At 63.2% G+C, this 23,594-nt stretch carries 20 protein-coding genes; 4 read left to right on the forward strand and 16 right to left on the reverse strand.

The window, feature by feature from the left end; genetic code table 11:
* From C3942_RS17885 to C3942_RS17895, 3 genes are all read right to left on the reverse strand, one after another.
* Positions 1 to 831, reverse strand: an 831-nt coding sequence (locus tag C3942_RS17885; protein WP_494546242.1) for an RND transporter family protein, incomplete at its 3' end; no start/stop codon positions are given.
* 714 nt (positions 832 to 1,545) lie between these two features.
* Entirely contained in the window at positions 1,546 to 2,448 is a 903-nt protein-coding gene (locus C3942_RS17890) for an alpha/beta hydrolase (protein ID WP_207766140.1), read from the reverse strand.
* 10 nt (positions 2,449 to 2,458) lie between these two features.
* Positions 2,459 to 3,937 (reverse strand): flavin-containing monooxygenase, encoded by a 1,479-nt coding sequence (locus C3942_RS17895; protein WP_243393661.1) that lies wholly within the window; start codon positions 3,935 to 3,937, stop codon positions 2,459 to 2,461.
* Positions 3,938 to 4,112: 175 nt separating this feature from the next.
* Between C3942_RS17895 and C3942_RS17900 the strand changes: the two genes are divergently transcribed.
* On the forward strand, positions 4,113 to 5,123 hold the full coding sequence (locus C3942_RS17900) for an AraC family transcriptional regulator (RefSeq protein ID WP_104231737.1): 1,011 nt from the start codon (positions 4,113 to 4,115) through the stop codon (positions 5,121 to 5,123).
* 30 nt (positions 5,124 to 5,153) lie between these two features.
* On the opposite strand, the gene C3942_RS17905 is transcribed toward C3942_RS17900, so the two are convergent.
* Together C3942_RS17905 and panB are read right to left on the reverse strand one after the other, a co-directional pair.
* Positions 5,154 to 5,459: a hypothetical protein gene (locus C3942_RS17905; RefSeq protein WP_104231738.1), complete on the reverse strand. Its 306-nt coding sequence runs from the start codon at positions 5,457 to 5,459 to the stop codon at positions 5,154 to 5,156.
* Between the two features lie 230 nt (positions 5,460 to 5,689).
* Positions 5,690 to 6,445: a 3-methyl-2-oxobutanoate hydroxymethyltransferase gene (gene panB, locus C3942_RS17910; protein ID WP_104231739.1), complete on the reverse strand. Its 756-nt coding sequence runs from the start codon at positions 6,443 to 6,445 to the stop codon at positions 5,690 to 5,692.
* 767 nt (positions 6,446 to 7,212) lie between these two features.
* Here panB and C3942_RS17915 point away from each other — a divergent pair.
* A complete protein-coding gene (locus C3942_RS17915) occupies positions 7,213 to 8,451 on the forward strand; it encodes a ribonucleotide-diphosphate reductase subunit beta (protein WP_243393663.1) in 1,239 nt (412 codons plus the stop codon).
* 73 nt (positions 8,452 to 8,524) lie between these two features.
* On the opposite strand, the gene C3942_RS22115 is transcribed toward C3942_RS17915, so the two are convergent.
* The 7 genes from C3942_RS22115 to C3942_RS17935 all read right to left on the reverse strand — a co-directional run bounded on the left by C3942_RS22115 (position 8,525) and on the right by C3942_RS17935 (position 16,340).
* Positions 8,525 to 9,247: a hypothetical protein gene (locus C3942_RS22115; protein ID WP_133164349.1), complete on the reverse strand. Its 723-nt coding sequence runs from the start codon at positions 9,245 to 9,247 to the stop codon at positions 8,525 to 8,527.
* 3 nt (positions 9,248 to 9,250) lie between these two features.
* On the reverse strand, positions 9,251 to 10,378 hold the full coding sequence (locus C3942_RS22120) for a hypothetical protein (protein WP_133164350.1): 1,128 nt from the start codon (positions 10,376 to 10,378) through the stop codon (positions 9,251 to 9,253).
* Positions 10,365 to 12,743 (reverse strand): ATP-binding protein, encoded by a 2,379-nt coding sequence (locus tag C3942_RS17920; RefSeq protein ID WP_104231740.1) that lies wholly within the window; start codon positions 12,741 to 12,743, stop codon positions 10,365 to 10,367. Before C3942_RS17920 ends, C3942_RS22120 begins: the two co-directional genes overlap by 14 nt.
* A 3-nt stretch (positions 12,744 to 12,746) precedes the next feature.
* A complete protein-coding gene (locus tag C3942_RS17925; protein WP_104231741.1) occupies positions 12,747 to 14,441 on the reverse strand; it encodes an Eco57I restriction-modification methylase domain-containing protein in 1,695 nt (564 codons plus the stop codon).
* Positions 14,441 to 14,650, reverse strand: a complete 210-nt coding sequence (locus C3942_RS22125) for a hypothetical protein (RefSeq protein WP_133164351.1) — start codon at positions 14,648 to 14,650, stop codon at positions 14,441 to 14,443. Before C3942_RS22125 ends, C3942_RS17925 begins: the two co-directional genes overlap by 1 nt.
* A gap of 341 nt (positions 14,651 to 14,991) precedes the next feature.
* Complete coding sequence (locus C3942_RS17930; RefSeq protein WP_104231742.1) at positions 14,992 to 15,837, reverse strand: nitroreductase family protein; 846 nt, start codon at positions 15,835 to 15,837, stop codon at positions 14,992 to 14,994.
* A gap of 110 nt (positions 15,838 to 15,947) precedes the next feature.
* Positions 15,948 to 16,340: a DUF1905 domain-containing protein gene (locus tag C3942_RS17935; RefSeq protein ID WP_207766141.1), complete on the reverse strand. Its 393-nt coding sequence runs from the start codon at positions 16,338 to 16,340 to the stop codon at positions 15,948 to 15,950.
* Between the two features lie 193 nt (positions 16,341 to 16,533).
* On the opposite strand from C3942_RS17935, the gene C3942_RS17940 reads away from it, so the two are divergent.
* Positions 16,534 to 17,400: a dihydrodipicolinate synthase family protein gene (locus tag C3942_RS17940; protein ID WP_165797518.1), complete on the forward strand. Its 867-nt coding sequence runs from the start codon at positions 16,534 to 16,536 to the stop codon at positions 17,398 to 17,400.
* A gap of 80 nt (positions 17,401 to 17,480) precedes the next feature.
* On the opposite strand, the gene C3942_RS17945 is transcribed toward C3942_RS17940, so the two are convergent.
* Positions 17,481 to 18,041 carry a cytochrome b gene (locus tag C3942_RS17945; protein WP_104231745.1) on the reverse strand — a complete coding sequence of 187 codons (561 nt, stop codon included), beginning with the start codon at positions 18,039 to 18,041 and terminating at the stop codon, positions 17,481 to 17,483.
* A 191-nt stretch (positions 18,042 to 18,232) separates the two neighbouring features.
* Here C3942_RS17945 and C3942_RS17950 point away from each other — a divergent pair, with 191 nt between their 5' ends.
* Positions 18,233 to 18,679 (forward strand): SRPBCC family protein, encoded by a 447-nt coding sequence (locus tag C3942_RS17950; RefSeq protein WP_104231746.1) that lies wholly within the window; start codon positions 18,233 to 18,235, stop codon positions 18,677 to 18,679.
* A 498-nt stretch (positions 18,680 to 19,177) separates the two neighbouring features.
* Here C3942_RS17950 and C3942_RS17955 read toward each other — a convergent pair whose 3' ends face one another.
* From C3942_RS17955 to C3942_RS17965, 3 genes are all read right to left on the reverse strand, one after another.
* On the reverse strand, positions 19,178 to 19,558 hold the full coding sequence (locus tag C3942_RS17955; RefSeq protein WP_104231747.1) for a VOC family protein: 381 nt from the start codon (positions 19,556 to 19,558) through the stop codon (positions 19,178 to 19,180).
* Between the two features lie 261 nt (positions 19,559 to 19,819).
* Positions 19,820 to 20,515, reverse strand: coding sequence for a hypothetical protein (locus tag C3942_RS17960; RefSeq protein WP_104231748.1), 696 nt, complete (start codon positions 20,513 to 20,515; stop codon positions 19,820 to 19,822).
* 144 nt (positions 20,516 to 20,659) lie between these two features.
* Entirely contained in the window at positions 20,660 to 23,365 is a 2,706-nt protein-coding gene (locus C3942_RS17965; protein WP_243393664.1) for a TonB-dependent receptor, read from the reverse strand.
* Between the last annotated feature and the right edge of the window lie 229 nt (positions 23,366 to 23,594).

Raw genomic sequence — 23,594 nt, forward strand, 5'->3', positions numbered from 1 at the left:
CACCACCATCAGCAGCGGCTCGATCGGCGACTTGAGCCAGCCGACGAAGCCGAAGCCCCAGATCGCAGCCACGGCGCTGGTGACGATGGGCGTGACCACGCCCACGACGTTGCGCATGTACAGGACCAGCGACAGGATCAGCGCGCCCACGGTCATGACGGCGATCCAGACCATCTGCTTCTGGTACTGGTAGACCCAGCCGGTCAGCGCCGGCTGGCCGGCCATGTAGACCTCGTGGTTGGCGTCCCGCGCCTTCTCCACCAGGCCCTGCGCGTACTTGAAGACCTCGCCGTAGTCCAGGCGCTGCTCGATGAAGGTGGCGTTGATCAGCGTGGCCGACTGGTCGCCGGAGATCAGGAAGTTGCGCGCCGCCGGGCTCTTGTCGACGCGGCCGCGGAACTCGGCGATCTCCTCCGGCGTCTTGGGCACGTGGTCTTCCATCAGCGGCTTGACGTCGATGCCGTAGGGCGTGGCCTCCGCATACCGCGCCTTCTCGGTGGAGATCGACAGGATCTGGTCGTGGTCCACGCCCGGCGCCAGGTCGATGTCGCGCGTCAGGTCCCAGACCTTCTGCAGCGTCTCCGGGTTGTAGATGTCGCCGTCCTTGCGCTTGACCATCAGCGTCACGGTCAGCGGGTTGCCGAAGTTCGGGTGGTCCTTGTAGACCTGCACGAAGGGATCGTCCTTCGGCAGCAGGTCCGAGAAGATCGTCTTCAGCTCGATGTCCTTCATGCCGATGGCGAAGAACACCGTGATGGCGATGAAGATCGCCCACGAGATGCCGCTGTTGCGGATCACGGCCTTGGCGATGCGGAAGCGCAGGTTGTCCATGAGGGCTCCACGGACGGACTCGCCGGCAGCGCCGGCGGCACCGTCTCTAGTTGTACAGGGGACGTGCGGCGCGGGACGCCGTATCGAAGGCGGGGGTGTGAAGTCCCGGGGCGCGGGCACCGTGGTCGGTGTCGTTCACCATGTCTCTCCTCATTCTTATGTTCATTGGCCCCGCGTCGACCGGTGACGGCGCGCGAAGTCCTTCTTGCAGCGGGGAGGAAAGTACGGCCCGCGCCGAAAGTGCCGCACTACACGAATGGGTAGTTTTCTCTACGTGCGATGGGTAGTGACCCGTCGGGTCGTGCGTCTGCCTTCAGCGAATCAACGACATACCGCAATGCAGCAAGCGTCATCTTTCATGAGCGCTTCTTTGCTGCACTGCGTGCTTTGTAGGACGTGACGGACAGCGCGAATCGCGCGATGTGATAACGCGGGAGATGTGCGCCGCGATGCGCGCGGCGCATGCGCAAGCGCGGTGCAACGGACGAATGAAGACAGAAGAAGCGACGCGCTCGCCGCAGTGCAGCAAGCGTCATTTTTGCTTTCCCCTTCCCCTTGCGGCGAAGGGGAAAGGCGCGGCGGCCACCGGCGGGACCTTCCGCTCCCGTTCGCACGGGGCCTGTCGAAGTGCGAACGGGGAGCCGGCCGCCAGCGCCGCGCGAAAGCCCGCCCAGGCCGCACCAGGCCCGGCACGGGCGGACTCCCGCCGGCCGGCTACGCCCCGACCGGCACCTTGCGCTGCAGGAACGACAGCTGCAGCCCGATGTTCTTCTCGAACATCGCATCCACGTAGGGCTGGAAGTGGTTGCTGTCCAGCAGTTCGAACTCGCCCTGCGGCAGCCGGGCCGCCGCGCGCTGCGCCGCCTTGGGCGGCGTCACCGAGTCCTGCCGCCCCGCCACCACCAGCGTCGGCGCCTTCACCCGCGAGGCGAAGCGCCCCGGGCTGTACAGCGGCAGCTCCAGGAAGATGCGCGACAGCACCTTGTTCTCCCAGCGCGCCCCCTCCGGGAACAGCGCCATGTAGCCGTCCCAGGATTCGGCGCTGCTCATGGCCGCCAGTTCGCCGGGCTTGCCGACGATGCGGCTGTAGTGGGGCCGGCCCACCAGGCTGCCCGCCACGTCGCGCAGCGCCGCCACCGACAGCTTCACCAGCGACGCCAGCGGCACCTTCGAAACGCTGGCCAGCCCGCTGACATGCGGCACCTGCGCGATCACCGCCGCCACGCTGCCGTCCTCCGCCGCCGTCTGCAGCACATGCCCGCCGGAGAACGAACTGCCCCACAGGACCAGGCGCGAGGCATCCACCTGCGGCAGCTTCCGCACATGCACCAGGGCCGCCTTCCAGTCCTGCAGGTGGCGGCGCGGGCTCACCCAGTGCCGCGGCTCACCCTCGCTGTCGCCGAAGCCGCGATAGTCGAACAGGAACACCGCATAGCCCGCCTTCACGAAGCGCTCCGCGAACGCATACAGGCCGGCGGCCCGTATCGCCCCGAAGCCATGCGCCATCACGATCACCGGCGGCCGCTTCGCCCGCGGCGGCAGCAGCAGCGTGCCGGCGCAGCGCGTACCCTGGCTGTGAAAGGGAGAATCCACCGACTGCATATCCAGCTTGCCCATGTCCTTGTCCTCAGGCCGCGCGTGCGAGGGCCGCAGTCTTGCGCAGCTCCAGCAGGCTGTCATCCACCGGCTGCTGCAGCAGCATCACCCGGTCCCGCTTGTAGTCGTGCAGCACCCGCCAGGGATAGTCGCGGCCCTGGCGCGGCATCGCGTTGACGTCACGCTTCACATAGCCCGCCTGCAGCGCACCGAACACCGACTCCGCCAGCTTCTGCCCCGCCGGCGCATGCGGCGTCGCCACGTCCACGCCCCTCTCATCCATATGCTTCAGCAGGCGGCAGAGATAACGCGACGCGATGTCCGACTTCAGCGTCCACGACGCATTGGTATAGCCGAAGATCCAGCCCAGGTTCGGCACCCCCTCGATCAGCACGCCCTTGTAGGTCATCTGGTCGCCGATGCGCAGGGGCTTGCCGTCCACGCGGATCTCCATGCCGCCGCCCACCTGCACCTGCAGCCCCGTGGCCGTGATGACGATGTCCGCCTCCAGCTCCTGGCCCGACTGCAGCCGGATGCCCCGCTCGGTGAAGGTCTCGATATGCCCCGTCACCACGCTGGCCTTGCCCTCGCGGATCACCTTGAACAGATCCTCGTCCGGCACCGCGCAGAGCCGCTCGTCCCAGGGCTGGTACTTCGGCGTGAAGTGGCTCATGTCCGCTCCCGGCCCCAGGCTCCTGGCCACGCGGCGCAGCAGCACCCCGCGCATCAGCCCCGGCCAGCGCCGGCAGGCCTTGTACGCCAGCTGCTGCGTGAAGATGTTGCGCTGGCGCGCCAGCCGGTAGGCCCACTGCACCGGCATCAGCTTCTGCAGAACGCCGGTCATCTTGTCCACGCCCGGCAGCGAGAACACATAGCCCGGCGAGCGCTGCAGCATCGTGATGTGCCCTGCCTCGGCCGCCATGCTCGGCACCAGCGTCACCGCCGTGGCACCGCTGCCGATCACCACCACGCGCTTGCCGCGGTAGTCCAGCCCCTCCGGCCAGTGCTGCGGATGGATGCGCAGGCCGCGGAACGTCTCCACCCCCGGGAAGACCGGCAGGTAGCCCTGGTCGTAGTTGTAGTAGCCCGTGCAGTTCAGCAGGAACTTCGCCGTGAAGGCCAGCGCCTGCCCGCTGCCCTCCTCCAGCGCCGTCACCGTCCACAGCCCCGCCGCACCGTTCCACTCCGCGCGCGTGGTCTTCAGGCCGAAGCGCACCTTCCTCTCCACGTCGTACTCGCGCGCCGTCTCCGTGACATAGCGGCGGATCGAAGGTCCGTCCGCCAGCACGCGCGTATCGTTCCAGGGGCGGAACTGGTAGCCGAAGCTGCACATGTCCGAGTCCGAGCGGATGCCCGGGTAGCGGAACAGGTCCCAGGTCCCGCCGATGGCCTGCCGCCGCTCCAGGATGCCCACCCGCTTCTGCGGCAGCTCCCGCGCCAGGTGGCAGGCGGCGCCGATGCCGGACAGGCCGGCGCCGATGATGAGCACGTCGTAATGGTTGTCCTGCACCGGGAATCTCCTCGAAATTTTCTGACCCCCTCTCCCCGCTGGCGGGGAGAGGGTCGGGGTGAGGGGCAAAGCCCTGCCGTGGCAACCGAGCGGCCCTCGGCAACCCATCGGCATCTTGCCCCCGCTCCCGGCCAAAGACTTGACTCCACGAGACAGAGATTTGACATTACGGGACATGGGAACCCTGGTGCGGGCCAGCGGTGCGAGGGGATACCGGGAGCTGATGCGCTCGCTGGGGCACGACCCCGCGCGCCTGCTGCGCCGCTGCCGCATCCCCGCCAGGTCCCTGGATGACGACGACGCCCTGCTGCCGCTGCGCTCCACCGTGCAGTTGCTGGAACTGAGCGCCGCGGAAACCCGCACCCCCGACTTCGGCCTGCGCATGTCCCGCAGCCAGGACATCAGCGTGCTCGGCCCGCTGGCCATCGTCCTGCGCAACGCCCCCACCGTGAAAAGCGCCCTGGACTACGCCAGCCGCTACCTCTTCGTGCACAGCACCGGCATCGTGCTCAGCGTGCACGACAACAGCCCCGTGATCCGCGACGGCGCCGAAATCTCCATTGAAGTGCGGGTGGAAGGCGGCGCCGTGCGGCGCCAGACCGAAGACCTCTGCCTGGCGGACCTGCACCATATCTCGCAACTGCTGGCCGGCCCGCACTACGAGCTGCGCGCCGTCACCCTGGCGCACAGTCCGCTCGCGCCGCTGTCCACCTACCGCCAGGTCTTCAGGGCCCCGGTGCTCCCCGGCCAGCCGCGCGCCGGACTGCATGTCAGCCGCCGCACCCTGGAGAGCAACCTCAAGACCGTGGACCACACGCTGCGCCAGATCGCCGTGGACTACCTCGCCACGCATTTCGGCTCGCCGGACCAGGCCCTGGGCGAGCGCGTGCGCCAGGTGCTGCGCCGCACCCTGGGCACCCCGCAGGGCAGCAAGGACGCCGTCGCGGAACTGCTGGGCATGCACCCGCGCACCCTGCAGCGCCGCCTGGACGCCGAGGGCAGCGGCTTCGACGCCATCCGCGAAGAACTGCGCCAGGAAGCCGCGCTGCGCTACCTGCGCGAGACGCGCATCCCCCTGGGCCAGCTCGCCGGCATGCTCGGCTTCTCCGAGCAGAGCGCCTTCACGCGCTCCTGCCGCCGCTGGTTCGGGCAGGCACCGTCGGCGCTCAGGAGGAGCGCGGGCTAGGCTCTTCTGCCTTTTCCGGGTTCCGCACAGCTACTGCGTCTTCTCCATGAAAACGAGGCTGTTCCACTCGGCCTCGCCCGTTCGGGACTTCACCGAAACCGCCGCCGCATTCCTCTTCAGAAATGTCTTGCGGTTGATTCGATCATGCTTGTGCACCAAGGTAACGGAGTGGTATCCGTCGTCCAGGAAATAGGTATCGACCCAATCGTGCGTTTCACCGCAACGACGGGTGGTTTTCTGCAGCCCGCGCCCTCGAATGAACTTTCGAAGCGCCCCTCTGCTGTCGATATCCAAAAATTCCTTATGAAACTTCCGCGTCGCTATCGCCAGGCTCATTCTTGCTCCAAGACAGTTCACATCAATCCGGATTCAGACCAGCAGAGTTCGGATTGATTCGCTCCTGCATGTTCTGGGCCGGAAATGCGGTGGCGCATCGGCGTCCTGCAATGACGATTCGCATCGATAGGCCGTATGTCTTCGCGCGCTGGACGTTGCCGCCGGTCGCCCCGCCAAAAACAGACGCCTCCAGGTGAACCTGCACAGGGCGAACGGCCGCGCTGCGCCCCTCAATACGTCCCGCCCGTCACCTGTCCCACGTACGTCGCCGCCGCGTCCACGATCGCCTGTCCCATGAACGCGTACTGCCGCGAGAACGGCGGCCAGCGCTCGCCCAGGCCCATCGCGTCGTTGATCACCAGCACCTGGCCATCGCAGCCGGAGCCCGCGCCAATGCCGATGGTCGGCACCGCGATGGCCCGCGTCACCGCCTCGCCCAGCGCGGCGGGGATGTGCTCCAGCACCACCAGGAAGGCCCCCGCGCCCGCGATGGCGCGAGCCTCGTCCAGGATGCGCTGCGCATCCGGCGCCTCGCGCCCTACCTGCTTGAAGTTCGTGGAAGTCTGCGGCGTCAGCCCCGTGTGCCCCACCACGTCGATGCCCTGCGCCACCAGATGGCGGATGACCTCCAGCTTCGGCCCCTCCAGCTTCACGCTGTCCGCACCGGCGGTGATCAGCGCACGCGCGCTGCGCAGCGCCGTCTCCGGATCACCGTCGGTCTCGTAGGGCAGGTCGCCAATGATGTGCGTGGCCGGCGCGCCGCGGCGCACCGCGCCCACGTGGTAGCACATGTGGTCCAGCGTCACCTGGCGCGTGCTGTCGAAACCCATCTCCACCATGCCCACCGTGTCGCCCACCAGCAGCACCGGCACGCGGGCCTTCTCCAGCGCCCGCGCCACCGGCGTGGTGTAGGCCGTCAGCATCGGGATCCGCGCCACCGCCTTCATGGCCCGCAAGCTCGCCGCCGTGTGCTTCGCCGTGCTCATCCGGTTCACCTGCCCGCTCGGTTTGGGGGCGCCAGTCTGGCCGCTGGGCATAGGCGATTCAATGCACGGCGCTGATGAACCTTCACTGTGTTTTTTTATTTTTAATTGACATTTATAACCAATTTAATATCACAAACAATTCATTCGATGTTTCATCACACCGCCCCGTGCCTGCCGGCGCCCGCGATACCTCGTACCGCCCCCCCGGCACTCGGGACCGGCGGCCCCGTCTGATCCCCGGCGCCGCGCAGGGCACATCCGGGGCCGATCTGTGTGCGTCAACTAATTTTAGATTCAAAATACAATATAAATTCACAACCCCGCAGTTTCGGGACTCCAAGCCCGGACTGTGACAAAAGATTAAACAATCCTGGCCATCCCCCACCCGACAAGCGGTTCCCGCGCCCGAAAAGAGGCCCCCGCTCCACCCGGAGCCCGGAATCGGCCCCAACACTGCACAAACCCGCCCGAAACCTGTGCATAAGCCGTCAGCAACTCGCCCATAAGCGGGGCATAAACCCCATGCGGTTTACTAGATATAGGCGCCCGGCCACAAAACAGCCACAAGCTGTAGTATTTTTCACTTGACGTCTCCCCCGCCCGGGCGCAATCTTTCTCCCCGGGCGCTGTCCAAGCAGAGCATGTCGCGAGTCATGCCGCACAGCGACCGGGGGAGGGGCCACCAGCGGCCCAAAGAACGCAGCCAAGCGCGACGAATAAACACGCACCCGGGCCAGGCACCCGGAGACTCAAGGAGCGAATCCATCATGCTGACCTGGGACGACGAACCGACCATCCCCACCCCGAAGCCCGCCGCCCCGCAGGCGCCGCGCTCCGCCGCCCACGCCGCCGTCGTCATGGGCGCCGTGGCCGACGTGCACCCCAGCCCGGTGCCGCCGATCCCGGCCGCCGGCGACTTCAAGCTGACCACCACCCAGGCTCATGTCGAAGCCGGCGCCACGGGTCTTGAAGACCTGCAGATGGGCGCCCGCCGCATCCAGGTGGACGACAAGAAGATCATCAACTGCCGCGCCGACCTCAACCAGCTCGTCCCCTTCAAGTACGAATGGGCCTGGAAGAAGTACCTGGACGCCTGCAACAACCACTGGATGCCGCAGGAGATCAACATGAGCGCCGACATCGCGCTCTGGCAGGATCCCAACGGCCTGACGGAAGACGAGCGCATGATCATCAAGCGCTCGCTCGGCTTCTTCAGCACCGCCGACTCCCTGGTGGCCAACAACCTCGTGCTGGCCGTGTACCGCCACCTCACGAATCCTGAGTGCCGCCAGTACCTGCTGCGCCAGGCGTTTGAAGAAGCGATCCACACCCACGCCTACCAGTACTGCATCGAGAGCCTGGGCCTGGACGAGGCCGAGGTCTTCAACATGTACCGTGAGGTGCCCAGCATCCACGACAAGGCCGCCTGGGCCCTGCCGTACACCCAGTCCCTGGCCGACCAGGAATTCCACACCGGCACCCCGGAGACCGACCAGCGCTTCCTGCGCGACATGATCGCCTTCTACGTCGTGTTCGAGGGCATCTTCTTCTACGTGGGCTTCGTGCAACTGCTCAGCTTCGGCCGCCGCAACAAGATGGTGGGCGTCTCCGAGCAGATCCAGTACATCATGCGTGACGAAGCCATGCACATGAACTTCGGCATCGACGTGATCAACCAGATCAAGGTCGAGAACCCGCACCTGTGGACCGCCGAGTTCCAGGCCAGCGCCCTCGAAATGATCCGCGAGGCCACTGAGCTGGAGATCAAGTACGCGCATGACACCATGCCCCGCGGCGTGCTCGGCCTCAACGCCAGCATGTTCAACGAGTACATGAAGTTCATCGCCAACCGCCGCTGCGCCCAGATCGGTCTCAAGCCGCTCTACCCGGCCGCCGAGAACCCGTTCCCGTGGATGAGCGAGGTGCTGGACCTCAAGAAGGAGAAGAACTTCTTCGAGACGCGCGTGACGGAGTATCAGACGGGTGGTGCGCTGAGCTGGGATTGAGTGCGCGCTCGTCTTAGAAGTGAATGAAACTAAAAGGCCGGCTTCTGCGCCGGCCTTTTAGTTTTTCTTTCAGCTATATCAAATGAGGCATAAGGGCACGAATTTTTTCATCCGGCTTGGGGCCTAGAGTCCACCAGCTCGCTATTCGCTCTACATATGGCCGAAGGAAAAGCTCTTGCGATTCACGGAGCAGTCGCACATAGAGAGGTTCCTCTCGTAGGACTTTCCAACATTCTCCAGCAAAGTTTGAAAGGATGAAATCAATCGTCATTACTGCATCCATCGGAGGAAATGCCAGCCTTGGAGCGGGCAGAAGCAATGATTTTCCAAGGCTCTCTGCATGCGGGTGCATCGCATGACCACCATGTTGGAAGTGGAACAAAGGATGCGCTTCTAAAGGAGGGTTTCCTTCCTCGATATGTCGATCAAAATGCCAAGCGCATACATGCTCACCCGCATCAGACCGAATAAGTATTTGAAGAATTAAGTGGGTCACCTGGTCGGGCAACTCTTCACTACAATCCCCAGCCAGAGTTAGATCAGCTTCGATGGTAAGCGTGCCTGCACAACTTGTCGGCAAACTATTCCTGGGCACCTGAACCCTGAGCTGCAACCCTGCTATCTCATAGCGCCATACATATCCACTCGTATTTCGAGTCACTGCGTTGGCGGAAGACTTCAAAACCTCTGGATTTAGAATTACTCCAGAGGCCTTCCGCTCTAGAACCTGTGACAGCTGAATAAGATCGCTTGAGATAGTACGCCGCACAACTTCGGGATTTACCTTTTTCGCCACGGCTCAGCCCCGGCTTTCCTTGATCCTCGCCAAACGGTCTCGCTCCAGCGGGTCCAACTGCCACTGCGATCGCGCAATCCTTTCCAAGGCAGCATAAATGGAGACATACGAAGCGTCATGCCATGCATGCGTGGTGCGTTTAAAAGTTTTAAGGCCGTCTAACGGATCCAAAGGTAAGCCTAGTCCAGCACAGAGGGTGAAATATTTGGTGCTCGCCGCGCCTTCAATTGGCTTCGCCGATGTCAAACTTAGACCAAGCATTTTTCCCAAGTACGCTACGCGCTCCTCGGCTGCTAGACGCCGAATTTCCGGCGATTGCTTTCCTAGACTCGCCCACCAATCTTCAACTCTGAACCACCACCAGCGGGGCCACCCATCTGAAAACGGGCCTGAATATCTTGCTTGTCCAAGCGCAGACTTAATCTGTCCCCATTGATCGCCGGACGCACTAATATCGACTCCCAAGCGCGCCGCAAGCATTTCCTCGGTAATAAGCAAACCGCTCGGCCTGACCAGATCATTCAGTAAGAAGTGACCAACCTCACTCGGGGAACGAGTTACGGCATCCAAGTACTCCGCGAGAAATTGAAGGTAGAGCGGAGACTCTTTCTCTGCATCGAGGCCTAGCACTGAAATTGCATTTTCGCGAGAAATCCCTCGCAACGCCGCGTATCCGTGTGCGAGCGCGGCAAGCTTCTTAGAGACCAGAGCCGGGTTCTCAGCAATCTCACGATCTTTCTCATAAATATCATCGAAAAGATCATGCGAAGACTCGTCACCTGTATAAGATTGCCTGAACTTTGCGTTAACACTCCAAAGAACAATTGGGAATGGCGGCAATCCTCCCTCTGCCATGCGGGTTCTTAGCTCCTGAGCCAACGTAGGACCGCGATATGCAACCCTCTTTCCGCTTTCATCCGCGTCAACATCCAACCTCAAATCTAAAAGAATTCCTGTCAGCCCACCCTGCTTTGACCTAATAAAGGCCTCAATAGCTGGGAGCTGCTCCTCCAGCCCCCGTGGAGTGGAGCGTTGGAATGTTACCGTCCCGCTTTCCGATAAACGTCCCAGCAATGGATCGATGGTTATGCCTTGCTGATCATCAATGCAGAGGTATTCAATATTGCTCATCGCCGATCTGGTCCTTAGTCGCTCTCGGAATGGTAAGGCGCATGCACGTGGAAAAACCGTCCGGAGGGGAAACCACCTCGATATCGCCTCCTACCCCATCAAAAATGTCTTTAACAATTTTCAGCCCCAATCCGGTGCCCACTAGCTGCTCCGAATGCGACGCCAAGGCTCCCGGAGGAGCGCTCGTTGTAAAGAACGCATCAAAGACTGCCCCCCAATTCTCCTTGGGGATGCCATCTCCATTGTCAGAGAAATCAATCTGAAGATTCCCGTCCACTGCTCCAGCGGCGATGAATATCCTGCCTTCAACTCCCGCACGTTGAATCGCCTTCAGAGAGTTTGTGAGTAGATTTAAAAGGGTAGAAGCCCATTCGGACTTATGCATCGGCTTCGTAAAGAGGTCATACCCATTGAACTTCGCCTCAACGCTGACATTCTGACGCTTTAACGTAGGACGAAGAACTTCAACGAACTCGTTAACAATATCCCGAAGCTCATGGACCTCTAGCCGACGATGTGCATTTTGTGTAACTGCGTCGTCGAAGTAGCGCAGGTACCCACGCAGGAGTAGCACGTGCTCGGTCAATTCTTTCGAAAGAGCTTCATTGACCGAGGAGCCGGACCCGATTCCCTCTATCGCAATGGCTAAGGCTGCCAGTGTATGGCGAACCTCGTGGGTAAATTCCCCTATGGTGAGACCGAGGCTGGCCAGCACGCGCAACATTCCAATTTCTTCTAGAGCCTCACGAGAGGCCGCTCCAATCTCCTCAACTTCATCTGCCAAAGCTTTTAGGGCCTGCGCGGTATCAGCTGACTGCTCGTCCGGTGACTCCAGCCCTTCAGGAGCAGGGGATGAAGACGGTGGGTCAACCACTGCTGCCGAGTCGGCATTTTTTGCCAAATACCGCAACTTAGTCGCTACATTTTTTGCCTTCTCTGAGACACTTTCTCCATCACCTTTCTGCTCCCCTGATGGTTTCTTTGTCGGCTTCTCATCAGACGCGAAAACCTTTCTATTCCTCGCGCGTGCAATTTCTATAACGGCAGCCATCAGGGCCCTATAAGAAAAGTCCTGAAGCTGCAAAAAGGCTTCATTCTCGATAAGTCCTTCTCGACTCGCCGTTTCCTGAAACCTAGTTCCATCAATGTCATCTACTTCAACAAGGCCAATGAAATTGGTGTTTGAGTGCGGCGGAAGCAATTCACGTAGCGCACTGGATCGCTGCAACCCAAGCCAATCATCAAAACTCTCTCCGTAAGGAAGAACCCGAAAACCATTCCGATAGACGCGAATGCCCCCAGTTCTGTTCAAAATCTCACGAACCATACCTCTCGTGCCTGCTGGTAACTCCTCTTGGATGAAATAATGTGCGGTTAAATGGACGCCAGATAGTCGACTGTATGCATCAAAGGTCTGACTTCCTTTCGGGCGAAGCTTTGATTCGAACCTGAGAGGAACGGCTTTCTTGTCAATCTTGTAGCGCCCCGACGAAAGGTCGTACATCACACGTCCACTGCCGTCGACATACGCCGTCAATTTGGCGGCAGCATTTCCCAAAATATCCTGCTCATCACTTGCGATGGAAACTATGTCCCCCTCCTGCTCCTTGTAGAAGGTAGCCTTAAATCCAGGATCCGTACTAGATGGGATCTGAATGCCGGCATCCACCAAGCGCTTTCGGCGCTCGATAGGAAAGGGATGAAGCAGGTCAGAGACATATCGGTACGCTCGCCGAATCTGCGCTTCTGACCAAGAGTCGCGGAGGTCGAATATTTTTACCGTTGTTCCCGCAGAAGCCTTTGCCGGGCAAACGCGTATCTCATTCGATACAGAGTACAAATCGACGCCTGCAGAGAATCTGTCCCAGTCAATCTCTACCTCCAAGGAATCTCCAGCGCCTGCTTGTTGCGTAGAGATATGAAGACGCCTTCCCAGACGCTGCGCGGCAAATCTACCAATCCCCTTTCGCCCGGCGCGTTGACGCCCAAAACCAGGGGACCTGGGCTCAGACATCTTGTCAGTGGTGGAGATACGCATAAACCCATTTAACAACTGCTCGCGGGACATTCCATTCCCAGAGTCTATAATCTCCAGAATTCCACCTGGCTCGTCCGAGTCCTTGAATACAACGTCTACCGTAACCGCATCCGCGTCATAAGCGTTCTTTATGAGCTCAGAAATTGCAGTTTCTTGCTTTGAAACAAGCTCAAGGCCTAGTCGGGATATGTGGCTGGCGTCGACGGAGAATCGCACCCTCGAGGAGTCCTCCTTCGAAAGGTCATGCGCAAGACTTAAGATACGGGCGTAGTCGAGGGACTCTTCTTGCAGAGCTTCCTCAAGCGAACCTCTTATTGATTTCGTCATTCTTTAACCCTCGAAGCCGTTTCGAATCCTACGCCGGCGGGCAGTCTCTAAACTTGACTCCAGCCTATCCATCACACTCCTGAACTTCTTCGAGCGCGAAAAGATAAACTGATCGGCGTGTCTTCTCGCCAGTGCCGTTTCCCCTCCCCGCAGGTACTGGTCAATCACTGCAAAGGCCTTGCGAACCTGAAGGGCGCTCCTCTTCGGCAAGAAAAGGGGCAGTTTCTTGACATCGCTTGGCTCCAGTTTCAGCGCTCCAGAGCCTCTGGCGGTCCCCAGCTTTTCTGCGGAAAGCTGCGTAAAAGTTGTCTGCATGGCAATCGCAACGAGCTTCGCTCTCGTTTTTCCAGAACGCTTGAAATTCACTCGATACAGTGCATTCGTCGCGTTCGCCGCCGCTGCATTCACGACAAGCCGCGGTCCAAGATGAGTCATAAAGACCAGGAATGCATCAGGTTCGTTGTCGTCCAAGAAGCGAAACCATTCAGAGCGCTTTTTAAAGGTCGCGTTTCTTTTCAGCTTTGCCTGATCATAAGACTCGAGGTAGTTTTTGAGCGCAAGACTGCGTGGATTTCCCTGAGGGCTTAAAGCCACGCAAGCAATTCCCTGTCTCTCATGCAACACACGATCTGCCTTACTAAGGCTAATCCCCGGCATCCAGCGGCTCGGAGGTGCAACGTAACTTAAATGTGTCTCAGAAATACCGCTTAAGCGCCAATCTTCCGAGGTGCGGATAAAGAACTTAGCGTCTCCAGAGACCACGCCTATAGCAATATGCGCTAAATCTCCAAACAGAGTAACGCCAATGCTGTCTTGAAGATCGGTCAAAATCTGTCCAATCTCTTTGGGCACCAATCCGTGCCCATTAAGCCCATCACTTTCCGTTGTCTCTATGTTGTGGTGCTGCCATTGAGAAACTACTGCTCCCAAATCTGAGGCCTTCTCTAAACACTGAAACGTCGTGTGAGCTTCATCTTGATGTTGTCCAAAGCCATCTGCCAAGATGATCACAGCACGCTCTTCAGTCCCCTCAGACAAGAAAATTCTTTCGGTTAGCGTTATGTATGCAATCTTATGAAAGCTCCGCGACAGCTTCTTTCTGAGTGGCGCTGCGTACTGGGCCGTGAAGAAACTCACCGGAAGGACCCATGCTAGCCGTCCCCCTTCCTGTAGAAAGTGGAGTGCGTGAAATGAGAAATACGCCCACAGACTTGCGCGCCTATTGAGACTAATCTCGTATTTTTTTTCCCAATCGGAGACTGCTTTTTTTTGAAGCGCTGATAGTTTGCTAAACCTCACATACGGAGGATTTCCAATAACCGCCGACATCCCACCGGATGGCACACGGTCAAATCCTAGCTCAAGGAAGTCGCATAGATAGAACTTCTTCAAACTTACCGTCGGAAGACGTTCACGAAGAAAGCTAAATGCATTCGGGTCAATGTCACACCCATATAGACATTCACCCGGACTGGCCCCCAAAGCTTTCATGCGATTCGCGGAAGCCTCCAGAAACGTGCAGCCTCCGAAGCTCGGTTCGAGTACTTTCTCGGATGAGTCTCGAATAGCCCAATCGCATAGGACCCTGGCAATTTCAGGGGGAGTATAGAAAGCGCCTAACTCGCGTTTGCGCGCTATGGAAATAGGTGCCAATTCATTGGCTGCGGAACCTAGTTGTGGGTGCAAAGGCCGTCCCATTATTTGCCCTCGCCTTTCTTCGCTGCCCCCTTCGAGGCGGCCATCTTTCGCAATCGAATTTCGCCCGTTTCCACCAGCAGGGCGACTTCCAGGCTATCCCCCTCCGTCAGGCCAAGCGTTCTAAGGAGATTGGAGTCCAGCGATATTCGCCTGAGTTTTTGTATGGTTGCAGGTCCAAAAGATACTTCAGAAAGTATTGGCTTAGACATGCAGAAGTACTCCATGGAACAGATATCAGGGCTCTGTTGACCTTACCAGAGACATTACAAAAAAAGAACCTTGAGGGCCATATGATCCGCTCAGCAGCACCGCCCCTAGGTCCGGAAAATAGAACGGATTGATTTACCCAGCCCTACCGGCCACCGGCCGCCCCCCCTTCAGCCCCCCCTCGCCCCAGCCGCCATCAGCGCCAACCCCAGTTCCAGGTAAGCCGCCTCCAGCCCTATCCGGCTCGGCCCGCAGTTGTTCCTGCGGATTTAAGGGTCGGAGCAAATTACTCCAACCCCTTCGGTGGAACTAAATGCATGAGAGCCCAGCGGTAGTCTGTCCGCTACACTTCGTGCACAAACAGCTCCCGCTCAAACCGCAATTGCTGCCAAAACACCCCATCCGCTGCACGCTCACCGGCCCCCACCACCATGATCGGGAACGCCGCATCGTCGAGCTTCAGCAGCTTGCGCACCCGCACCTCGTCAAAGCCTTCCATCATGCAGCTGTCGTAGCCGTGCGCGCGTAGTGCCAGCACCAGGTTCTCGCAGGCCAGCGCCGTGCTCTTGGCGGCCCAGAGCTTCACCTCCGCGCTGGTGTAGGGGCCGCGCGGCACGGCGGCCAGCAGGCCTCCGGCGGCGGTGGCGGCCTTCTTCACCATGGCAAAGCTGTTCAGCGGGCCCGGCGCGTAGTTGTAGGGGATCAGCTGGTAGTAGCGCTTCACCAGCACCGGCACGTCCGGCATCGGCCACTCGCGCAGCATCTTGCGGGAGAACTCCTGCACGCGGTCCGTGCGCGCCACGCAGACGATCAGCTCGGCGGCGGTCTTGGCGGCCAACTGGCTCATGCAGGCCTTCACCAGCCGCGCCTTCTTGTCGGCGGACTTCACCACGTAGAACTCCCAGGGCTGCAGCCCGGAGGAACAGGGCGCCAGCAGCGCCATGTCCAGGCAATCATCCAGCACGGCCTGGGGGATCGGCTTGTTGGTGAACTTGCGGACGGAGCGGCGGCTGCTCACCACCTGGCGGAAGGACTCCACGTCGATACCCTGGGGCGCCGGCTCGTAGTAGCGCTGCTTGCCGTCCACGGTGACGGTGTTCGGCGCCGCAGCCTTAACGGCCTTCCTTGGAGCCGCGGCCTTGGCGGCGGGCTTGGCGGTCTTCTTGCGGGTCTTGGTCTGGGTGGCCATGGGCGTGAGTCGGTCCGGAAGTGGGTTTACCCCAATGTAGCCACCCTGGCAGGCCAAATCCTTGGCCGCTGCGCCGGGGCGGGCAGTAAGCGGGGCGGATGCCGGGCTCCCTACTTCCTCAGCACCACCGTCGCCGTCACCACCCTCCCCTCCTCGATCCCTTCCGCCTTGCGCACGCTCGCCTTGAGCGCGAACAGGTAAGTGCCGGTCTTGCCCTGCGGGAAGAGCGAGGTCTCCCATTCCGTCTCGCCGATCCGGATCCGCACCGGCACCGATCCCCAGCCGCGCTTCGCGCCTGCGGCCTTGCTGCGGATCTGTTCGGACTGCGCCTTGGGCACCGTCGCGAAGTGCCAGCCGGAGTCCTCCTTCCAGCGCCAGACCTTGGCCTTTACCACGATGCCTGCATCGGGCACTGCCGGCTCCGCATCCAGCAGCGGCGGGAACCGGTCCGGCTCGCCGTACATCAGCACGACATTTCGCTTTGCTTGGCTGGCGCGCGCCATCGGAACACGGCTCTCCTGGTTCAAGGGCGGACAAGCTACTCCGCCAAAGCCGCCTTTCCACCTGCCGGCGGCGCACCATTCTTGTGCAATCCGGGGTTCGATCTCCAGCCTCCCCGCCGCAGGGTCGCACCTGGGCAGAAAGTGTCCGGCACGTGGTTATACTGGCGCCTTCGCTTCTGCCAGGAACCTCCCCATGATCAAGGGCAGCATCGTCGAGCTGGTCACTCCCGCCGATTCCAACGGCGCCATCAAGTTCGAAAGCCTGGAAGCCCTGGTGGACTGGCATGTGGTGGAGGGCAGCGCCGCACTGCTGGTGGGCGACACGCTCGATGCCGCGCTGGACCTGGATGCCGAGGAGCGCCTGGAGCTCTGGCGCCGCGTGGTCTGGCAGGCCGAGGGGCGCATCGCCGTCATCGCCGGCCTGAGTGCCGACCAACTCGAAACCTCGCTGGAGTTCGCACGGGCCGCCGACGAGGCGGGGGTCGATGCCGTGCTGCTCACGCTGCCGGCTACGCCCTTTCCCTCCAAGGACAAGCTGCTGCGTTACGTGGAAGCCGTCGCCAAGGCCGTGAAGCAGCCCCTGCTGCTGCGCTCCCGCGCGGAGCGGATCGCGCCGTCCACCGTCGATGCGCTCGCGCGGATCGAAGGGGTCAGCGGCTTCGTGGACGGCGCCTCGGACATCACCCGGGCGCGCGAGCTGCTGGCGCTGCACCTGCCGGTGGGCTTCGCGCTGTATGCCGGCAATGACCTTGCCGCCATGCCCTTCGTGCTGGAAGGCTTTGCCGGCGGCGTCTCCACCACCGCCAACCTGGTGCCGCGCATGGTCCGCAAGCTGCACGATGCGGCGCTGTCGGGGGACCGCGCAGAGGCGGAGGCCCTGCAGAAGCCCCTGCAGTCGCTGCTGCAGGCACAGCCGGAAGACAACCTGCCGCGCGCCGTGCAATGGGCGCTGATCGAGATGGGCCGCGTGGCGGAGAGCACGCCGCCGCTCGCGCTGTCACAAGCCAAGGACTACGCCAGCCTGCGCCGCGCCCTGCGGTCGGCCGGCTGCGCGATCTGAGGAGGGCAATTCCGCATCCGGCAGCGGCGCCGTTTTCCTGCCGCCCGCCACCGGGCACCGCCCTCAGAGCGGCGGGGACATCAGCCAGCCGCTGAGCCTGACCCCGGCAGCATCCGACGCAGCGTGTTGTCGCGGAGCAGGTAGTGATGCGCCAGCGCCGCCGCCGCATGCAGGCCGATCAGCCAGTAGCCCACCTGGCCCACGGTCTCGTGAATCTCCTTCACGGTCTTGCCCAGCTCCTTGTTCTCTCCCAGCAGTGGCGGCAGCTCCAGGCCGAAGAACGGCACCGGCTTGCCGGCCGCGCTCAGCGCCAGCCAGCCGCCCAGCGGCATGCCGATCATCAACGCGTACAGCGCCAGGTGCATCAGGCCGCCCAGGCGCTGCTGCCAGCGCGGCGGCGGCGGCACGATTGCCGGTGTCGGCGCCCCCACGCGAAGCAGCAGGCGCAGCCACACCAGCCCGAACACCGCCAAACCCAGGCTGAAGTGCCAAGCCTTGAGCGCCTCGCGCGGCTCGCTGCCCTTCTCGTAGATCTCGCGCAGCTCGATGCAGGCATAGGTCGCCGCGATCAGCAGCAGCATCAGCCAGTGCAGGGCCACCGGCAGGTAGCCATAACGCAGGGAGGTGTTCCGCCAGCTCATGTGTCGTGTACTCCGTGAGGCCCGTGCAGCAGTGTAGGCGCGCGGGGATGGTGCATGTCCACCGCCGGCCCGCAGGCCGCCTTGGTGTACAGGAAACCGGCGGACCTTTTTCCGCCACCTGTCGAAATCCGCCCCGCCCGTTCGACGTATAGATGCCAACAACGGCTTTATCCCCGAATCAGGAGCCCACCATGCCCAGCACCATCCGCCTGCACCGCGTCCTCAAGGCCCCGCCGGAGCGCGTCTACCGCGCCTTCACCGACGCCGACGCCCTCTGCAAGTGGCTGCCGCCCAACGGTTTTACCGCCCGGATCCACGAGTTCTCGGCCAAGGTCGGCGGCGGCTACCGCATGTCCTTCACCAACTTCACCACCGGCGGCGCCCACTTCTTCCGCGCCGAATACCTCGAGCTGGTGCCCAACGAGCGCATCGTCCACACCGACCAGTTCGAAGACCCCAACCTGCCGGGCAAGATGACCGTGACCATCATTCTCAAGAAGGTGTCCTGCGGCACGGAGATCAGCATCGTGCAGGCAGGCGTCCCGGACGTGATCCCGGAAGAAGGCTGCTACCTCGGCTGGCAGGAGTCGCTGGCCCAGCTCGCGCAGCTCGCCGACCCGGAAATCCCCGACGCGTGAAGCGCGGCCTGCGCAGGGAGGGCGGGCCTTGACCCGCCTTCCCTCGCGAGCGCCCCGCGGAAGCATCCCCCTCTGCTTCAAGAAAAACGGAACTCCGTTATGAGTTCCGCTCCTGCAGGCGTAGCCTATTTCCATCGAGCCTGGCCTCACGCCGGAACCACCGGCGACCGGGGCCCAGGGCGTACCGGGATCGAGTGCATCCACCCGGCACATGCCCTCCGCTCTTCCGCCTTTCCGGCAGCAGGTCAGGATTGCCGGGCTAACCCAGTAGGGCTCTGCCGACGCATCCGCGAACGAGTCCCGGGTCATGCCCTGCTGCCGGTGCTCCTTAACAACACGGTATTGCTGCCCGCCGGGCCGTCTCCACCAGGGGAGCCCGCGCAGTGCTGAAGGCTCTCGAGTCCGGCACGCTGCGCTGCGCCATTCCTCCGGACACGGCCCGGCGGAGCAGGTTTTTGTGGAACGCAAGCATGCCGGCTTCGCCCCCCCTGCTGCGCGCTAGTCGCGCCAGGCCGACGCTCCCGCATCGAAGCCCGCGCGGAATGGCCGGCCCACGCAGAAGCGATGCCCGCTGGGCGCCTGCATCACCACCCATTTCTCGCGCTCCGCGAACACTGTGGCGCCGGCCCGCTGCAGGCGGGCCACTTCTTTCACGATGTCGTCGGTCTCGATATCCAGGTGCACGCGCGGCGGATGCTCCACCGCCTGGAGGATCACCTGAACCTCGCCCGGCCGGGTCTGGAGCTGGATGAACTTCTCCGCTTTCTCTGGCCTGCCGGGCAGGGGGCAGCCCAGGGCCGCGCTCCAGAACACGGCGTGTTCCCAGAGGTCCGTCCCCTGTACGTCGATGACGATGTTCCCCAGGCGGCTCTTGTGCATGGGCATCTCCTTGGCGCGGAATCATTCCGTTTCCGCTTCGACAGCCGCTGCGCGCCGGGATTCCCGGAAGGGTTGGCGGCAAAGGCCGATGGTGGCCCTGCCGGCGGCGCCTCGGGGAAACTCTGAAGAAGCTGCCGTCCGCCCCGAAGTCCTGAGCCCGTCGAAGGATCGAAGGCCTGACGGAAACTCGTTGACCCGCAGGGCGGAAAGCCCGCCCATGCTTCGACAGGCCCAGCACGAACGGACTTTTTCAGGGCTTCCCTAGAAGCGCCAGCGCAGGTTCACCTGCCATACCTGGCCCAGGTCTTCGCCGCTCTGGCTGTCGCGCCACTGGGCGCGCTGGATCATCATCCGGGCGTCGCCCTTCATGCCGGCCAGCGCATCCACGTCGAGCACCAGTTGCGGCGTCACCGTCAGCCTCTGCTCGCCCGTCTCGCCGGGCTTGTCGCCGCTGCTCACGCGGTCCAGCGTGCCGCCCAGCGACCAGATCCGCGCGGTGTCGCCGCTGTCGTCGGCGGAGAGCTGCCAGCGCAGCCCCTGGGCCGCGTTGGGGGCCTGGCTCCGGGGCGGCAGCAGGTTCAGGTGGAGATTGCCGGCCTCGGGCAGGTCGATATCCAGGCCCACGCCCGCGCGCAGGTTGGGCAGGCTGCGGTCAAAGCTCCAGCGCTGCCGGCGCAGGCGCTCGGCCAGTGGCGACAGGGCCGGCGCGATGCGCGGATCCGCGGTGCTGTAGCCCACGCGCCAGCCGGGCATCTCGCCGGGGCTTTCGGCCGGCTGCAGCTGGATGTCGATCGTGGCGCGGCGCGCCTTGGGTTCCGCCGCCGCGGCCGGGTGGTCGCCGGCCGCCATGGCATTGAGCGGCTGGCTGATCCACAGCAGCAGGCCGTACAGGCCGCGCCGCAGCAGGTTGACCCACCCCGTCCGCCGCCGTTCGCGGCCCGCACCCGATCCCGACATGACCCACCGCCCGGAAAACATCGATTCCGGCAGGGCTAGCGGCGCGGCCGCGCGGTGCTGCATGGAGCAAAGATACCGGCGCCGGTGGATGGCGGCCCCGGGGAAAGCAGGCCTCCCCCGCCGGGAGGCCCGCCGCACCACCCCTCACTCGAAGCGGTAGACGAAGTCCATGCCGATGCTGCGCGGATCGCCCCAGAGCACGGCGCGGTCGGCCTGCGGCAGGTTGTCGATGGCGGTCAGCTCGTATTCCTTGTCCAGCAGGTTCTTGCCCCAGAGCGCCACGTCCAGCGTGCCGCGCTCGCCGAAGCGGATGTTGTTGGCCATCAGGCGCAGATTGAACAGGCCGTAGCCGTCGATCGCGGTCAGGCCGCGGCGCTCTTCGGTGATGACGAAGCCGGTGCGGTCGCCGATGTAGTTCCAGCTCGCGTAGGCCCGCAGCTCGCCCCAGGACGGCTGCGCCACGGTCCAGTCCGCGAAGACCACGCCGGAATGCCGCGGCGCGGAGATGAAGGGATAGAGGTGGGCCACGTTGTTGCCGTCGATGTCCATCACCTCCAGCACGCGCGCATCCAGGTAGGCGTACTGCAGGCCCAGCATCAGGTTCTGCGCCGGGATGAAGGCCGTCTCCAGTTCCAGGCCCGTCATGCGCGCCCGGCCGGCATTGCGCGACTTGGTGTCGGAGATCGTGCCGGAGATCAGGAAGTTGGTCTGCATGTCGGTGTAGTCGCTGTAGAACGCCGCGCCGTTGATGCGCAGCGCGCGCTCCAGCCATTCGCTCTTCAGGCCCAGCTCCCAGGACTTGACCCGCTCCGGCTTGAATCCCTCCACGAAGCCGAAGCCGTAGTTGGTGCCGTCCGACGCGGCGCCGGAAGCGGCCGAGACCTGCGGATCGCGCGTATTGAAGCCGCCGCTCTTGTAGGCCGTGGAGTAGGACAGGTAGGCGGTGGCCATGTCGGTGAGGTTGAACTGGACATTGGCGGAGGGCGACAGGTCGTCGTACTCCACGCTGGCCTCCACGCCGTTGAAGTCGTCGGAGCTGCCGGCGATCGCCGCCGGCACCGGCACCGCCACCAGGCTGGCGTCGGCCAGGCGCAGTTCCAGGTACTGGCGCTGGATGAAGTCCTTGATGGCGTAGCGCTCGTCGCGCGAGGCGCGCAGGCCCACGGTGAAGTTCAGGCGCCGATCCATCATGTCGGGCCGGAAGCTGATCTGCCCGTAGGCCGCATAGGCCTTGTTCTTGATGCCGTAGAGGTAGTCCCAGTAGGCGGAGAGCCTCGGCAGGGCGTTGTTCTGCAGCAGCGCGCGCAGCGGCGCCGGCAGCAGGCTGAAGATGAAATCCGTCTGCTGCGGATCCACCGTGGCGCTCTGGATGTGGTGCATCGGCCCGCCATCCTCGCCGCCCTCCTCCGTGAAGTAGTACAGGCCGGCGATATAGGACAGGCGCTCGTCCCAGGCGTTGCCGCTGATCTGCAACTCGTGCGACCACTGGTCCTGGAAGGTGGTGGGAATCACCAGCGGCGTCGGCTGCCCGCCGTTGACCATGCGCGCCGCGGCGCTGTCGTAGGCATTGGTGTCGATGCGGTATCCGGTGTCGCCCTTGCCGCCGCTGAGGTCGGGATACTGCGAGTCCTCCAGCTTGCGGTAGGCGCCGATGTACTTCAGGTCGAAGCTGTCGAACTTCTGCGTCAGCGTCAGCGTGTGCCCGCTGACCTCGGCCGTGGAAGCCTCCATGGGCGCGCCGGACGCCATGCGCTCCAGGCGGCTGCTGGAATACACCGTGTTGGCCACCGCGTAGGGCTTGAAGAACTCCGCCAGGCCGTGGTTGGTCTCGGGCTTGAGCACGCTCTGGAACATGTAGTTCACGTACTTCAGGTCGGTGAAGTCGTAGCCGTAGTCCACCGTGAGGCCGTCGCTGGCCAGCCAGCGCGCGTCGAAGCGCAGGCCCAGCGAGCGGCTGTCGCCGAAGTCCTCGCCCTCTCCGGTGTTCTCCACGAAGCCGTCGCTCTGGCGCGCCAGCAGCGCCAGCTTCACCGCGAAGTCGTCGGACAGCGGCAGGTTGAAGGAGCTCTTGCCCACCAGCAGGTTGCGGTCGCCGATGGTCAGCTTGTGGTTCATGCTGAAGGCGGACGGATCGGGCCGCCTGGTGATGACGTTGACGGCGCCGCCGGTGGAGTTGCGCCCGTAGAGCACGCCCTGCGGGCCGCGCAGCACTTCCATGCGCTCGATGTCCGCCAGGTCCAGCGCCAGGCCCACGGAGCGCGCCAGGTAGACGCCGTCCAGGTAGATGCCCACGGCGGGGTCCTGCGTGACCTGCGAGTCGGTGATGCCCACGCCGCGGATGGTGATGCGCAGCGTGGTGTTGGACAGCGGATGCGGCTCGATCACCATGCTCGGCACGTTGGAGCCCAGGTCCTCCAGGCTGCCGATGCCGCGCAGCTCCAGCTTCTCGGCGCCGAAGGCCTCGATCGAGATCGGCGTGTCCTGCAGCGAGGCTTCCTTGCGCTGCGCCGTGACCACGATCTCCTCCAGCTGCATCCCGCCGCCGCGCTTGCGCGGCGCTTCGGGCGGCGGCGCCTCGGGGCGCAGCGGCTCCACCGCGATGGTCGGCAGCGGCGCTTCCGGCTCCACGATGACCTGCGGTGCGGCATCGGCGGGGCTTGCCGGAGCCTCGGCCTGGGGCGGCGTCTCTGCCGGCGCGGCAGGCTCGGCGCTGGCGGGCGCCGCGGCCGGCGCGGGCTCGTCGAGCTGCTCCAGCGCCTCCCACAGGTCGTCGTTGTTGTCCTGGGCCGCTGCGGAACCAAGAAACCCCGCCAGCAACCCGACCGCGAGTGCCCGCCTGCGACTTGCCATGCTTTCCCCTCTGTTCTCCATGCACCGGTCCCGGCGTGTTCGCCGGGGATGAAGCCGACGCCGCCGGCCGGCCTCTGTCGGGCCATGCTCCGCGGTGTGGCAGCTGGGGACTCTGGTGTCCCCCGGGCTCCGCGCGCATCCTCCGGGGGGCAGGACTTGGCGGGCTCTTCAGCCGAGCCTAAAGGGTTGGCCCCCTGCCCATGCTCGTCCGAACAGACGACCGCCCGGC

Origin of the sequence: Solimonas fluminis (assembly GCF_002930645.1) — a bacterium.
GTDB lineage: Bacteria > Pseudomonadota > Gammaproteobacteria > Nevskiales > Nevskiaceae > Solimonas_A > Solimonas_A fluminis.